Here is a 14,376-nt window from a genome sequence, read left to right as displayed (position 1 = left end):
CGAAGCTCGGCCGGGAATCGACACGGACTCTAATCCCCCGCGAAATCGAAGGCGCTGACGCCGCGCTCGCCCTCGCGGAACCGCAGCGGGCGGCCCAGCGGCGGCATCGACCGCTGGACGCAGCCGGTGCGTGTGCAGCGGCGACAGCCAAGCCCGATCGGCGTCGCGGGCGATCGCATCAGGTCGATCCCGCGCGCGGCGATCAACGGCGCGGCGACCTTGGCATCGACCCCGACGCATACGGCAAAGCGCGCGGGCGTCCCGCTGCCCGTCGCGCCGGGTGCCGCGACCGAGCGCGACTGGGTGAACCAGCGCGACCCGTCCTCCAGTTCGACCAGATCGGCGATCACCTCGCCGGGCCGCGCGAATGCCTCATGAACGCTCCACAAAGGGCAACGCGCATCGCCATCGACCAGCGGCGACTGGCTCGCCCCGGCATAGCGCTTGCTCCCCTGCCCCGCGCGGTCGATGCGCAGCATGAAGAAGGGCAGCCCGCGCGCGCCCACGCGCTGCAACGTCGTCAGCCGGTGCGCGACCTGCTCGTAACCCGCGCCGAAGCGCCGCTGGAGCAGCAGCAGGTCGTACCCCGTCGCGTCGCAGGCGCGCAGGAACCGGCCATAGGGCATCATCAGCGCCGCGGCGAAATAGTGGATCAGATGCCGCTCGAACAGCCGCGCCGCCGCGCTCTCGGCAAATTCCGCCCCCGCGACGAGCGCGTCGATCTCGTCCTTCGCCTCGATCTGCGCCAGCGTCGCCGCCGCCTGAAATGTCCGCGAGGCCGGACGCAGCAGCTCGTTCAGCATCAATTGGCGCGCGTGCCAGTCGAGCCAGCGCAGCCGGTCGGGCATGACGTCCGACGGCAAGATGCGGATGCCGAGCTGGTGCCGCATGCGCAGCCGCTCCGAAATCGTCCCGTACAGGTCGCCTCCCGCCAGCCGCAACTCGTCGGCCAGTTCCTCGGCGCGCGCGTCGAGGTCGGGAAAATGATTGCGCCATTTCTCGATCGCGCGGCGCACCGCGGCAACTTCGGGCGCGTCGCCGTCGCCTTCCGAACGCCCTTCGGGCACCGCATCGAACAATCTTGCGAAAGCCGCCGCGGTTGCCGGTGCGGTCTGCAACCATTCCTCGACCTCCTGCGCCCCGATCCCCAGATCGGCAAAGCGCGGATCGGCGAGCCGGCGCCGCAGCCCCGCGAGCCCGCCAGGCACTTCCTCCGCCCCCAGCTTCGCCGCATCGAACCCGAACCGCTCTGCCAGCCGCACGATCACCGTCGCGCTCAGCGGCCGCTGGCCATGCTCGATCAGGTTGAGATAGCTCGGCGAAATGTCGAGCGCCTCGGCCATCGCCGCCTGCGTCATCGCCGCCTCGCGCCGCACCTTGCGCACCGCCGGCCCCGCAAACACTCGCCGCTCCGCCATTTTGTAACTTTCTTTACTAATTTACACGCAAATTTACACCTTATTGGCATATTTCACAAATAATATTGACAAAGCTTTTCACTTTCCGCGGCACCTTCGCCAACATCCACCCCATCACCTCCTCTCAAGGACAAAGACGATGGGTTATCAGGAAGACATGGCACAGGCCGGCCGCCTCATCCGCGACTATGACGGCACCTGGGACGGCATCAGCGGCGAAAGCATCGCCCGCATGCGCGCCCAGAACAAGTTCCGCACCGGTCTCGACATCGCCCGCTACACCGCGCGCATCATGCGCGCGGACATGGCCGCTTATGACGCCGACCCCGCCAACTACACCCAGTCGCTGGGCTGCTGGCACGGCTTCATCGCGCAGCAGAAGATGATCTCGATCAAGAAGCATTTCGGTACCGTCAAGGGCCGCTACATCTATCTCTCGGGCTGGATGATCGCCGCGCTGCGCAGCGAGTTCGGTCCGCTGCCCGACCAGTCGATGCACGAAAAGACCAGCGTTCCGGCGCTGATCGAGGAAATCTACACCTTCCTGCGTCAGGCCGACGCCCGCGAACTCGGCATGCTCTTCCGCGACCTCGACGCCGCGCGCGCCGAGGGCGACGAACTCAAGGCCAAGCAGGTTCAGGCCGCGATCGACAATCATGAAACGCACGTCGTGCCCATCATCGCCGACATCGACGCGGGCTTCGGCAACGCCGAGGCGACGTACCTCCTCGCCAAGAAGATGATCGAGGCCGGCGCCTGCGCGCTCCAGATCGAAAATCAGGTCTCGGACGAAAAGCAGTGCGGCCATCAGGACGGCAAGGTCACCGTGCCGCACGAGGATTTCATCGCGAAGATCCGCGCCTGCCGCTACGCCTTCATGGAACTCGGCGTCGAGGACGGCATCATCGTGACGCGCACCGACAGCCTCGGCGCGGGCCTCACCAAGCAGATCGCCTTCTCGAAGGAGCCCGGCGACCTCGGCGACCGGTATAACAGCTTCCTCGACTGCGAAGAGGTCGAGGGCGCGGGCAACCCCGGCGACGTCCTGATCAACCGCAACGGCAAGCTGATGCGTCCGAAGCGCCTGCCCTCGAACCTCTATCAGTTCCGTCCCGGAACCGGCGAGGATCGCTGCGTGATGGACTGTATCGCCTCGCTTCAGAACGGCGCCGACCTCTTGTGGATCGAGACCGAGAAGCCGCACATCGAACAGATTGCCGGCATGGTCGACCGCATCCGCGAAGTCGTCCCCAACGCGAAGCTCGCTTATAACAATTCGCCGAGCTTCAACTGGACGCTCAACTTCCGCCAGCAGGTGTTCGACGCGTGGGAGAAGGAAGGCAAGGACGTCGGCGCCTATGACCGCGCCAAGCTGATGAGCGCCGATTATGACGCGACACCGCTCGGCGAAGAGGCCGACAACCGCATCCGCACCTTCCAGCGCGACGCGGCGAAGCGCGCGGGCATCTTCCACCACCTGATCACGCTGCCGACCTATCACACCGCGGCGCTGTCGACCGACAATCTCGCCAAGGAATATTTCGGCGACGAAGCGATGCTCGGCTACGTCAAGGGCGTCCAGCGCGCGGAGATCCGTCAGGGCATCGCCTGCGTGAAGCACCAGAATATGAGCGGAAGCGACATCGGCGACGACCACAAGGAATATTTCGCCGGCGAAGCGGCTCTCAAGGCCGCGGGCAAAGACAATACGATGAACCAGTTCGCCGCTTGAACGAGTTAGACGCGGGGGCCCGTTGCAACCCCCGCGTCGCCCATCTTGGCGCGGGACTCGCGGCCCGCCCCGCGCCTACCGAGCTTTCCTGGGGAGGAAAGCCTGTCCGTCGGAAGCTTATACGGGCTTCCGGCGGACATTTTTATCGCGGCAGCACCGCCGCCTCGCCGCGCGTCTTGACGAGCGACCAGATGATCCCGCCCGCGATCAGCGCAACCGTCACGCCAAGGCTGACCAGCGGCGGGAATTTATCGCCGCCGAGGACGAAATCGGCGACGAAGATCTTCGACCCGATGAAGACGAGCACCAGCGCGAGCGCATATTTGAGGTAGTGGAAACGGTGCACCATCGCCGATAGCGCGAAGTAGAGCGCGCGCAGACCAAGGATCGCCATGATGTTCGACGTATAGACGATGAAGGTGTCGGTCGTGATCGCGAAGATCGCCGGCACGCTGTCGACCGCAAACACCAGGTCGGCAAGGTTGATCACGACGAGCGCAAGGAACAAGGGCGTCGCTGCGAGCACGATCTTGCCCGTCTTCGTATCGGGGACACGCACGAAGAATTTCTCGCCGTGCAGCTCGTTGGTGATCGGGATGTGCCGCGATAGCCATTTGACGACCGGATTGCCCTTCACATCCATCGGCGTGTCGCTCGCGAACAGCATCTTCACGCCGGTAAAGACGAGGAAGGCCGCGAAGATATAGAGCACCCAACCATATTCGGTGACCAGCGCCGCGCCGCCCGCGATCATGATCCCGCGCAGCACGATCACCGCGACGATGCCCCAGAGGAGCGCGCGATACTGGTAGCGCGGCGGGATCGCGAAGGTCGCGAAGATCAGCGAAATCACGAAAATATTGTCGATCGACAGCGCCTTCTCGATGAAGAAGCCGGTATAATATTGCAGCCCCGCCTCGCCGCCCTTCGCAGCCCATACCCACGCGCCGAACGCCATCGCGATGCCGATGTAGAGCGCCGAGAGCTTCAAACTCTCGCCGATCCCCATTTCCTTGTTCTCCTTGTTCAGGACGCCGAGGTCGAAGGCGGTGAGCGCAATGACGAGCGCGATGAAGGCGAGCCAGAACCACGCCGGGGTGCCCAGCCAGTCGGCAAAAAGAAATTCCATGATGTCTTTCCCTGGATGCGCCGAAAGCGCCGCCTTTCGGCAGCGCTCCAGTCGTCAATTGTCGGTGATCAGCGGGCGAGCGCCGGGCGCAACGCGGGCGAACGCAAAGTCAGCGCCACAAGCCGCTCCTTGACCACGAGCTTCAACGTCTTCAGCCGCAGCAGACGGAATGGATCCACGCTACGCCGACGCGCCTCGCGCCGCTCGGCATCGTCGAGCTGGCGATGGAGCTGGGTCAGGCGATAGAAACTGGGATGGAAAATCATCGAAAAAGGGCCTCCTGATTGCAAGATCAAGCAGGTGACGCCGATGCCAAAACCCTCAAAACAGGGGGGAGAAAGGGCCGCAAGCATCGGTGTCACCCGATGCGGTCCGACATCACGTGGCGGGATATATCCCGCCACGTGATGTCGGACCGCATCGGGTGACACCGATGCTTGCGGCCCTTTCTCCCCCCTGTTTTGAGGGTTTTGGCATCGGCGTCACCTGCTTGATCTTGCAATCAGGAGGCCCTTTTTCGATGATTTTCCATCCCAGTTTCTATCGCCTGACCCAGCTCCATCGCCAGCTCGACGATGCCGAGCGGCGCGAGGCGCGTCGGCGTAGCGTGGATCCATTCCGTCTGCTGCGGCTGAAGACGTTGAAGCTCGTGGTCAAGGAGCGGCTTGTGGCGCTGACTTTGCGTTCGCCCGCGTTGCGCCCGGCGCTCGCCCGCTGATCACCGACAATTGACGACTGGAGCGCTGCCGAAAGGCGGCGCTTTCGGCGCATCCAGGGAAAGACATCATGGAATTTCTTTTTGCCGACTGGCTGGGCACCCCGGCGTGGTTCTGGCTCGCCTTCATCGCGCTCGTCATTGCGCTCACCGCCTTCGACCTCGGCGTCCTGAACAAGGAGAACAAGGAAATGGGGATCGGCGAGAGTTTGAAGCTCTCGGCGCTCTACATCGGCATCGCGATGGCGTTCGGCGCGTGGGTATGGGCTGCGAAGGGCGGCGAGGCGGGGCTGCAATATTATACCGGCTTCTTCATCGAGAAGGCGCTGTCGATCGACAATATTTTCGTGATTTCGCTGATCTTCGCGACCTTCGCGATCCCGCCGCGCTACCAGTATCGCGCGCTCCTCTGGGGCATCGTCGCGGTGATCGTGCTGCGCGGGATCATGATCGCGGGCGGCGCGGCGCTGGTCACCGAATATGGTTGGGTGCTCTATATCTTCGCGGCCTTCCTCGTCTTTACCGGCGTGAAGATGCTGTTCGCGAGCGACACGCCGATGGATGTGAAGGGCAATCCGGTCGTCAAATGGCTATCGCGGCACATCCCGATCACCAACGAGCTGCACGGCGAGAAATTCTTCGTGCGTGTCCCCGATACGAAGACGGGCAAGATCGTGCTCGCAGCGACGCCCTTGTTCCTTGCGCTCGTCGTGATCAACCTTGCCGACCTGGTGTTTGCGGTCGACAGCGTGCCGGCGATCTTCGCGATCACGACCGACACCTTCATCGTCTATACGTCGAACATCATGGCGATCCTTGGTCTGCGCGCGCTCTACTTCGCGCTATCGGCGATGGTGCACCGTTTCCACTACCTCAAATATGCGCTCGCGCTGGTGCTCGTCTTCATCGGGTCGAAGATCTTCGTCGCCGATTTCGTCCTCGGCGGCGATAAATTCCCGCCGCTGGTCAGCCTTGGCGTGACGGTTGCGCTGATCGCGGGCGGGATCATCTGGTCGCTCGTCAAGACGCGCGGCGAGGCGGCGGTGCTGCCGCGATAAAAATGTCCGCCGGAAGCCCGTATAAGCTTCCGACGGACAGGCTTTCCTCCCCAGGAAAGCTCGGTAGGCGCGGGGCGGGCCGCGAGTCCCGCGCCAAGATGGGCGACGCGGGGGTTGCAACGGGCCCCCGCGTCTAACTCGTTCAAGCGGCGAACTGGTTCATCGTATTGTCTTTGCCCGCGGCCTTGAGAGCCGCTTCGCCGGCGAAATATTCCTTGTGGTCGTCGCCGATGTCGCTTCCGCTCATATTCTGGTGCTTCACGCAGGCGATGCCCTGACGGATCTCCGCGCGCTGGACGCCCTTGACGTAGCCGAGCATCGCTTCGTCGCCGAAATATTCCTTGGCGAGATTGTCGGTCGACAGCGCCGCGGTGTGATAGGTCGGCAGCGTGATCAGGTGGTGGAAGATGCCCGCGCGCTTCGCCGCGTCGCGCTGGAAGGTGCGGATGCGGTTGTCGGCCTCTTCGCCGAGCGGTGTCGCGTCATAATCGGCGCTCATCAGCTTGGCGCGGTCATAGGCGCCGACGTCCTTGCCTTCCTTCTCCCACGCGTCGAACACCTGCTGGCGGAAGTTGAGCGTCCAGTTGAAGCTCGGCGAATTGTTATAAGCGAGCTTCGCGTTGGGGACGACTTCGCGGATGCGGTCGACCATGCCGGCAATCTGTTCGATGTGCGGCTTCTCGGTCTCGATCCACAAGAGGTCGGCGCCGTTCTGAAGCGAGGCGATACAGTCCATCACGCAGCGATCCTCGCCGGTTCCGGGACGGAACTGATAGAGGTTCGAGGGCAGGCGCTTCGGACGCATCAGCTTGCCGTTGCGGTTGATCAGGACGTCGCCGGGGTTGCCCGCGCCCTCGACCTCTTCGCAGTCGAGGAAGCTGTTATACCGGTCGCCGAGGTCGCCGGGCTCCTTCGAGAAGGCGATCTGCTTGGTGAGGCCCGCGCCGAGGCTGTCGGTGCGCGTCACGATGATGCCGTCCTCGACGCCGAGTTCCATGAAGGCGTAGCGGCAGGCGCGGATCTTCGCGATGAAATCCTCGTGCGGCACGGTGACCTTGCCGTCCTGATGGCCGCACTGCTTTTCGTCCGAGACCTGATTTTCGATCTGGAGCGCGCAGGCGCCGGCCTCGATCATCTTCTTGGCGAGGAGGTACGTCGCCTCGGCGTTGCCGAAGCCCGCGTCGATGTCGGCGATGATGGGCACGACGTGCGTTTCATGATTGTCGATCGCGGCCTGAACCTGCTTGGCCTTGAGTTCGTCGCCCTCGGCGCGCGCGGCGTCGAGGTCGCGGAAGAGCATGCCGAGTTCGCGGGCGTCGGCCTGACGCAGGAAGGTGTAGATTTCCTCGATCAGCGCCGGAACGCTGGTCTTTTCGTGCATCGACTGGTCGGGCAGCGGACCGAACTCGCTGCGCAGCGCGGCGATCATCCAGCCCGAGAGATAGATGTAGCGGCCCTTGACGGTACCGAAATGCTTCTTGATCGAGATCATCTTCTGCTGCGCGATGAAGCCGTGCCAGCAGCCCAGCGACTGGGTGTAGTTGGCGGGGTCGGCGTCATAAGCGGCCATGTCCGCGCGCATGATGCGCGCGGTGTAGCGGGCGATGTCGAGACCGGTGCGGAACTTGTTCTGGGCGCGCATGCGGGCGATGCTTTCGCCGCTGATGCCGTCCCAGGTGCCGTCATAGTCGCGGATGAGGCGGCCGGCCTGTGCCATGTCTTCCTGATAACCCATCGTCTTTGTCCTTGAGAGGAGGTGATGGGGTGGATGTTGGCGAAGGTGCCGCGGAAAGTGAAAAGCTTTGTCAATATTATTTGTGAAATATGCCAATAAGGTGTAAATTTGCGTGTAAATTAGTAAAGAAAGTTACAAAATGGCGGAGCGGCGAGTGTTTGCGGGGCCGGCGGTGCGCAAGGTGCGGCGCGAGGCGGCGATGACGCAGGCGGCGATGGCCGAGGCGCTCGACATTTCGCCGAGCTATCTCAACCTGATCGAGCATGGCCAGCGGCCGCTGAGCGCGACGGTGATCGTGCGGCTGGCAGAGCGGTTCGGGTTCGATGCGGCGAAGCTGGGGGCGGAGGAAGTGCCTGGCGGGCTCGCGGTGCTGCGGCGCCGGCTCGCCGATCCGCGCTTTGCCGATCTGGGGATCGGGGCGCAGGAGGTCGAGGAATGGTTGCAGACCGCACCGGCAACCGCGGCGGCTTTCGCAAGATTGTTCGATGCGGTGCCCGAAGGGCGTTCGGAAGGCGACGGCGACGCGCCCGAAGTTGCCGCGGTGCGCCGCGCGATCGAGAAATGGCGCAATCATTTTCCCGACCTCGACGCGCGCGCCGAGGAACTGGCCGACGAGTTGCGGCTGGCGGGAGGCGACCTGTACGGGACGATTTCGGAGCGGCTGCGCATGCGGCACCAGCTCGGCATCCGCATCTTGCCGTCGGACGTCATGCCCGACCGGCTGCGCTGGCTCGACTGGCACGCGCGCCAATTGATGCTGAACGAGCTGCTGCGTCCGGCCTCGCGGACATTTCAGGCGGCGGCGACGCTGGCGCAGATCGAGGCGAAGGACGAGATCGACGCGCTCGTCGCGGGGGCGGAATTTGCCGAGAGCGCGGCGGCGCGGCTGTTCGAGCGGCATCTGATCCACTATTTCGCCGCGGCGCTGATGATGCCCTATGGCCGGTTCCTGCGCGCCTGCGACGCGACGGGGTACGACCTGCTGCTGCTCCAGCGGCGCTTCGGCGCGGGTTACGAGCAGGTCGCGCACCGGCTGACGACGTTGCAGCGCGTGGGCGCGCGCGGGCTGCCCTTCTTCATGCTGCGCATCGACCGCGCGGGGCAGGGGAGCAAGCGCTATGCCGGGGCGAGCCAGTCGCCGCTGGTCGATGGCGATGCGCGTTGCCCTTTGTGGAGCGTTCATGAGGCATTCGCGCGGCCCGGCGAGGTGATCGCCGATCTGGTCGAACTGGAGGACGGGTCGCGCTGGTTCACCCAGTCGCGCTCGGTCGCGGCACCCGGCGCGACGGGCAGCGGGACGCCCGCGCGCTTTGCCGTATGCGTCGGGGTCGATGCCAAGGTCGCCGCGCCGTTGATCGCCGCGCGCGGGATCGACCTGATGCGATCGCCCGCGACGCCGATCGGGCTTGGCTGTCGCCGCTGCACACGCACCGGCTGCGTCCAGCGGTCGATGCCGCCGCTGGGCCGCCCGCTGCGGTTCCGCGAGGGCGAGCGCGGCGTCAGCGCCTTCGATTTCGCGGGGGATTAGAGTCCGTGTCGATTCCCGGCCGAGCTTCGATCAGGCGAGCCCGAGCGTCCTGACGACCATGCGGTTGACGACGGCTTCGACCTCGGCGCCGGCGGCATTGGCAACGACCATCGCGGCGCGCTGTTCGTCGGGCAGCACGGCGACGATGCCGAACCAGCGGCCGTTGGAGCCGTCGTGGCTCCACATCGGCTTGCCGCCGGGAGCGGCTTCCAGCCCCCAGCCGAGGCCGTTGTTGCTGCCGGGCTGCGGTCGATGAAGGAAATGATAGGATTCGGCTCGCAGGAGCCGCCCTTCGCCGCGCTGGCCGCGCATCTGGTCGAGAATATAGCTGCCCCAGTCGGCGAGCGACAGATGAAGGCCGCCGGCAGGTCGCAGAAAGTCGGGATTGTCGCCGGCCGCGCCATAGACCGGCCCCCCCTTTGAATGGCCCGCGATTTCGCCGGGCGGCGTGCCGCCGAAGCCGACGCTCGTCATCCCGAGCGGGACGAAAAGCTCGCGGCGCATTAGCGCTTCGAACGGCAGTCCGGTGGCGCGTTCAGCGATGAGGCCGGCGAGAAAGAATCCTGTATTGCTGTAACTTCCCGCCCCGACGGCGATCGGGCCGACCGGCGGTTCGGTCAGGGCCGCGGCGGCATATGCGCGGCGCCGCTCCTGCTCGCTGCGCGGATCGTCGTCGGGCATGGCCGCGAGCCCGGCGGCGCTGTTGCGCGCGAGGCCTGCGCGATGCGAGAGAAGGTCGGGCAAGCTGACGGCGCGATAGTCTTCGCGCATTGGCACGTCGGGCAGCAGGTCGGCGAGCGAAGCCTTCCAGTCGAGGAGGCCTTGTTCGACGAGCCGCGCGACCATCGTCGCGGTCATCGACTTGGCGTTCGATCCGATATGCCAGCGCCCCGTTGCGGACGCTGCGCTGGGCCGGCCGCGCGCCTCGACGCCGAAGGCGCTCGGCGTTCCGAGGCGGCCGTTCTCGATCGCGATCATTCCCAGCGCCGGTGGAACGCCGGTGGCGACGGCATCGGCGGCCATGTCGGCGATGTCTTGTTCCGGCGGTTCCGCGGCCCGCAGCGACGAGGCAAAGCCGGCAGCGGCGATCAGCGGAATGTGGGCAAGGATGCGGCGGCGGGAGAGGGGACGAATCCGGGGCATGGCGAGATTCTATTGCGCCGTTGCCGAAAAATCTGCTTGATTTTACCGCAAGCTACGCAACAATTTTGCATGACTGTCGAATTGGATCGTTTCGACCGGGCGATATTGCGCGCGGTGCAGGCCGACAACCGGACGCCGTTGCGCGACATCGGCCACAGCGTGAATCTCTCGGCGGCGGCGGTGCAGCGCCGGTTGCGGCGCATGGAGCGGCTGGGCGTGATCGAGGCCAATGTCGCGATTGTCGATCCCGCCCGCTGCGGCGGCGCGATCAGCGTGATCGTCGAGGTTGAGCTGGAGCGTGAGCATACGGCGCAGATGGCGGCGCTGAAAAGCAGGCTGCGCGCGGCGCCCGAGGTGCAGCAATGCTATTATGTCACGGGCCGCACCGACTTTCTGCTGATCGTCGTCGTCCCCGACATGGCTGCTTACGAAACCTTTATCGCCGCGCACTTCTTCGACGACCCCGACATCAAGCGCTTCGAATCCTTCGTCGTGATGGACCGGGTGAAAGCGGGCATGGCGATCGCCGTCCCGCCGGCCGATTGAACCGGACGGATCACAGCCCCGATTTGTCGAACACATGGCCGTCGGGATCGAGGTCGCGCAGGTCGCTGCCGCGCGTCTCGCGGCCGAAGCGGGCGGCGAGCGTCCCGCCCGCGCCCTAAAGCGGCATGCGCTAATATGAACCGTTCGCCCTGAGCTTGTCGGGCGCAGGACGGTGCAAATTGAGCGCACGATGTCCTGGGGCAGCTCGGCGCTGGGCGGTTCGCCGTCCCCGCATCCTTTGGTGCGCCGGACCGTTGATCCTCCTCGAACCCGGGAGGACAATTTTTGAAACGTTTATCCATTCTGCCGTGCCTGTTGTTGATCGCCGGCTGCGATTCAGCCCCCCAAGATACGGATACCGACCAGAAAGAGGCAGTCGCGGCCGACGCCGACAGCTTGCGATTCGAGGATGCCGAGACCGAGGCGGCGCCCTTCGCCGCGCCGCCGACGCTTCGCGCGCAGGTTCTGCTCGACCATCTCGGCTTCTCGCCCGGCGTGATCGACGGGAAGGAAGGGGCGTCCTATGTCGCCGCGCTGCGCGGCTTCCAGAAAGCGCGCGGGCTCGAAGAAAATGGGAAGCTCGACACGGCGACCGAACAGGCGCTGCAACAGGGGCGCGACATCCCCGCGACGCGGATGGTCATCATCCCCGCGGGCTTCGCGAAGGGGCCGTTCGTTCCGGCCTTTCCGAAAGACGCCGCCGATCAGGCCAAATTGCCCGCGCTCGGCTATCGCAACCTGACCGAAGCGCTTGCCGAGCGGTTTCATACGACGCCCGAGACGCTGGTCGCGCTGAACAGCCCGTCGACGCTGGTCGGCGCGGGGCGGTCCTTTCGCGTTCCGAACATCCCCGATGTCGCTGTCCCGAAGACGGGGGACGACCCGCGCGGCTGGAACGGCACGCTCGAACGGCTGGGCGTCGCGCCCGAGCAGCTTGCCGCCGCGAAGATCGTCGTCGACAAATCGGAAGGCGTGCTGAAAGTCTATGACGACGCCGACCGGCTCGTCGGGCAATTCCCCGCGACGATGGGCAGCCGCCACGACCCGCTGCCGATCGGGACGTGGGAGATAAAGGGCGTCAGCCGCAACCCGGACTTTCACTATAATCCCAAGCTGTTCTGGGACGTGAGCGACAACAAGGAGGCGAAATTGCTCCAGCCCGGCCCGAACAGCCCGGTCGGCGTCGTGTGGATCGATCTCAGCAAGCCGCATTACGGCATTCACGGAACGAGCGAGCCGCACACGATCGGCCGCGCGGAGAGCCATGGCTGCGTCCGGCTGACCAACTGGGACGCCGCGCGCGTCGCGCAGATGGTCAAACCCGGAACTCCGGCGATTTTCCAGAATTAGGGCGAGCGTATCTCAGGCTGAAGCGCGGTCTCTTCTTTGTCATCCCGGCGCAGGCCGGGATCTCGACCTTGCATCGAAACGCATCGGTGAGATCCCGGCCTGCGCCGGGATGACGACCAAATAAGGATGGGCACGCTTCAGAGTTTTTCCTGACGCTATCGTCAGCCCTTTTGCGCCGCGGTCCAGCGGGCGATCACCGATTCGAGCACTTCGATCGGCATTGCGCCCGCCGCGAGCGCGGTGTCGTGGAAAGCGCGCAGGTCGAACTTGTCGCCGAGCGCGGCCTTCGCCTGTTCGCGGATGCGGACCCAGCTCGTCTGGCCGACCATGTAGCTCGTCGCTTGTCCCGGCCACACGCAATAACGCTCGATCTCGGTGATGTTCGACGGTTCGGGGGTGCCGAGCGTCTCGTTATAATATTGGATCGCCTTCTCGCGCGTCCATTTATAGTGGTGGAGGCCGGTGTCGGCGACGAGCCGCGCGGCGCGGAACATATAGGATTGCAGATAGCCGAGGCGGCCCCACGGGTCGTTTTCATAGACCCCCATCTCGTCGGCGAGCTGTTCGGCGTAGAGGCCCCAGCCCTCGGTATAGACCGAGTAAGCGGGGAGGCGGCGGAGGCGCGGGATGCCCTCGGCCTCCTGCGCCAGCGCGATCTGGTGGTGATGGCCCGGCGAGGCCTCGTGATAGGTGAGCGTCGGCAGCGTCCACGACGGATTTTCGGCGGTGTCGCGCAGGTTGATGTAATAAGCGCCGGGGCGCGAGCCGTCGAGTGCGGGGATCTGGTAATAGCCGCCGGTCGCGCCATCCTCGATATCGGCGGGGACGCGGCGAATCTCGACCTTGGCCTTGGGCAGGCGGCCGAAGGCTTCGGGAAGGCGCGCCTGAATCGCCTGCATCTGGGCGTTGAGTTCGGCGATCAGCTTCGCCTTGCCCTCGTCGGTGTTGGGATAGAGGAAGCGCGGGTCCTTGCCGAGCGCGCGCATCCGTTCGGCGACCGTCCCCTTGGTCATCCCCTGCGTCTTGAAGATCGCGTCGGCGCGCGCGCTGAGATCCGCGACGCGGTCGAGCCCGAGCTTGTGCACTTCCTCGGCCGACATGCCCGTCGTCGTCGCATAGCGGAGCGCATAGGCATAATATTCGTCGCCCTTGGGCAGGCGCCACACGCCGGCGTCGTGGGTCGCGCGGGGGCGGGCGGCGCGAAGCTCGTCGGCCTGACGGCGCATCGCGGGATAGATTTTGCCCTCGACGATGGCGGCGCAGCGTTTCGCCCAGTCGCCGGGGATGTCTTTCGTCTTGGCGGCGAGATTTTTCGTCAGCCCGTTGGCGTCGGCGGCGGGGGCCCAGATGCGGTCGAACTGGCCGAGTGTGCGGTCGATGACGAAATCGGGCGGGATGATGTCGTTCGCATGGTCGGCCTTGATCCGCCCCGTCTCGTTGTCCATCTGCACCGCGAAATCGGCGCAGCGCGCGAGATAGGCCTCGGCATCGGCGGCGTTCGCGATGCTGTGCTGGTTGATCAGGAAATCGGGAATCGAGCGGTAGGTGCCGCTCAATTGCGTGACCGGATGCGGTTCGGGCCAGCTGTGGAGACCATAGCCGAACGTGTCATACGCCTTGACGGAATGCTCCCACGGGCCGCGGAAGGTTTCGTAGTTGACGAGGTCCATGCCCGAAAGCTTTGAGGCATCGATTTTTTTCAGTTCGGCGAGACCGTCGCGATAGAGCTGGTGGCTTTGCTTGATTCCCGCGGGCGAGCGGTCGTCGAGTTTGGCCTTGAGCGGCAGGCGGGCGTCCTTGTCGAGCCCGAGCGCGGTCGCGAATTCGGGACTTTCATCGACCATCCGGTCGTAGAAGCGATCGTAGATCGCGGTGAGCTTCGCGCCTTCGCCGCTTGCGGTCTGGGCCGTCAGCGCGGCGGCGGGATTTCGGACGCCCGCGAGCGCGGAGGTCGCGGCGAGGGTGGCGATGAGGGTGCGGCGGTCGAGCATGATCGTCTCCAACAGGTGTGTTGTCCGGTTG

General features: G+C 65.1%; 12 protein-coding genes. 6 read left to right on the top strand and 6 right to left on the bottom strand.

Annotation, left to right across the window (positions count from 1 at the left end):
- Positions 1-29: 29 nt before the first annotated feature.
- Positions 30-1,418, bottom strand: a complete 1,389-nt coding sequence (locus FG95_RS11605) for a helix-turn-helix domain-containing protein (RefSeq protein WP_037556037.1) — start codon at positions 1,416-1,418, stop codon at positions 30-32.
- A 139-nt stretch (positions 1,419-1,557) separates the two neighbouring features.
- Between FG95_RS11605 and FG95_RS11600 the strand changes: the two genes are divergently transcribed.
- Positions 1,558-3,150: an isocitrate lyase gene (locus FG95_RS11600; RefSeq protein WP_037556034.1), complete on the top strand. Its 1,593-nt coding sequence runs from the start codon at positions 1,558-1,560 to the stop codon at positions 3,148-3,150.
- Positions 3,151-3,292: 142 nt separating this feature from the next.
- On the opposite strand, the gene FG95_RS11595 is transcribed toward FG95_RS11600, so the two are convergent.
- Positions 3,293-4,279: a TerC family protein gene (locus tag FG95_RS11595; protein WP_037556035.1), complete on the bottom strand. Its 987-nt coding sequence runs from the start codon at positions 4,277-4,279 to the stop codon at positions 3,293-3,295.
- A 68-nt stretch (positions 4,280-4,347) separates the two neighbouring features.
- A complete protein-coding gene (locus FG95_RS11590) occupies positions 4,348-4,545 on the bottom strand; it encodes a DUF465 domain-containing protein (RefSeq protein WP_037556036.1) in 198 nt (65 codons plus the stop codon).
- 254 nt (positions 4,546-4,799) lie between these two features.
- Between FG95_RS11590 and FG95_RS11585 the strand changes: the two genes are divergently transcribed.
- Both FG95_RS11585 and FG95_RS11580 read left to right on the top strand, forming a co-directional pair.
- Positions 4,800-4,997, top strand: a complete 198-nt coding sequence (locus tag FG95_RS11585; protein WP_037556036.1) for a DUF465 domain-containing protein — start codon at positions 4,800-4,802, stop codon at positions 4,995-4,997.
- A 68-nt stretch (positions 4,998-5,065) separates the two neighbouring features.
- Positions 5,066-6,052: a TerC family protein gene (locus FG95_RS11580; RefSeq protein ID WP_037556035.1), complete on the top strand. Its 987-nt coding sequence runs from the start codon at positions 5,066-5,068 to the stop codon at positions 6,050-6,052.
- 142 nt (positions 6,053-6,194) lie between these two features.
- Here the strand turns inward: FG95_RS11580 and FG95_RS11575 are convergent, their stop codons facing one another.
- Complete coding sequence (locus tag FG95_RS11575) at positions 6,195-7,787, bottom strand: isocitrate lyase (protein WP_037556034.1); 1,593 nt, start codon at positions 7,785-7,787, stop codon at positions 6,195-6,197.
- Positions 7,788-7,926: 139 nt separating this feature from the next.
- Here FG95_RS11575 and FG95_RS11570 point away from each other — a divergent pair, with 139 nt between their 5' ends.
- Positions 7,927-9,315: a helix-turn-helix domain-containing protein gene (locus FG95_RS11570; RefSeq protein WP_037556033.1), complete on the top strand. Its 1,389-nt coding sequence runs from the start codon at positions 7,927-7,929 to the stop codon at positions 9,313-9,315.
- A gap of 30 nt (positions 9,316-9,345) precedes the next feature.
- Here FG95_RS11570 and FG95_RS11565 read toward each other — a convergent pair whose 3' ends face one another.
- Positions 9,346-10,458, bottom strand: a complete 1,113-nt coding sequence (locus FG95_RS11565) for a serine hydrolase domain-containing protein (protein WP_052182308.1) — start codon at positions 10,456-10,458, stop codon at positions 9,346-9,348.
- 69 nt (positions 10,459-10,527) lie between these two features.
- On the opposite strand from FG95_RS11565, the gene FG95_RS11560 reads away from it, so the two are divergent.
- Positions 10,528-11,004 carry an Lrp/AsnC family transcriptional regulator gene (locus tag FG95_RS11560; protein WP_037556032.1) on the top strand — a complete coding sequence of 159 codons (477 nt, stop codon included), beginning with the start codon at positions 10,528-10,530 and terminating at the stop codon, positions 11,002-11,004.
- Positions 11,005-11,289: 285 nt separating this feature from the next.
- A complete protein-coding gene (locus FG95_RS11555) occupies positions 11,290-12,354 on the top strand; it encodes a L,D-transpeptidase family protein (protein ID WP_235211547.1) in 1,065 nt (354 codons plus the stop codon).
- A gap of 161 nt (positions 12,355-12,515) precedes the next feature.
- Here FG95_RS11555 and FG95_RS11550 read toward each other — a convergent pair whose 3' ends face one another.
- Complete coding sequence (locus FG95_RS11550) at positions 12,516-14,345, bottom strand: DUF885 domain-containing protein (RefSeq protein WP_037556041.1); 1,830 nt, start codon at positions 14,343-14,345, stop codon at positions 12,516-12,518.
- Between the last annotated feature and the right edge of the window lie 31 nt (positions 14,346-14,376).

It is taken from the genome of Sphingopyxis sp. LC363 (assembly GCF_000756385.1).
In the GTDB taxonomy this organism is placed as follows: Bacteria; Pseudomonadota; Alphaproteobacteria; order Sphingomonadales; family Sphingomonadaceae; genus Sphingopyxis.
Note: the sequence above shows the minus strand (reverse complement) of the source record. Positions and strands in the feature narration are given on the sequence as shown.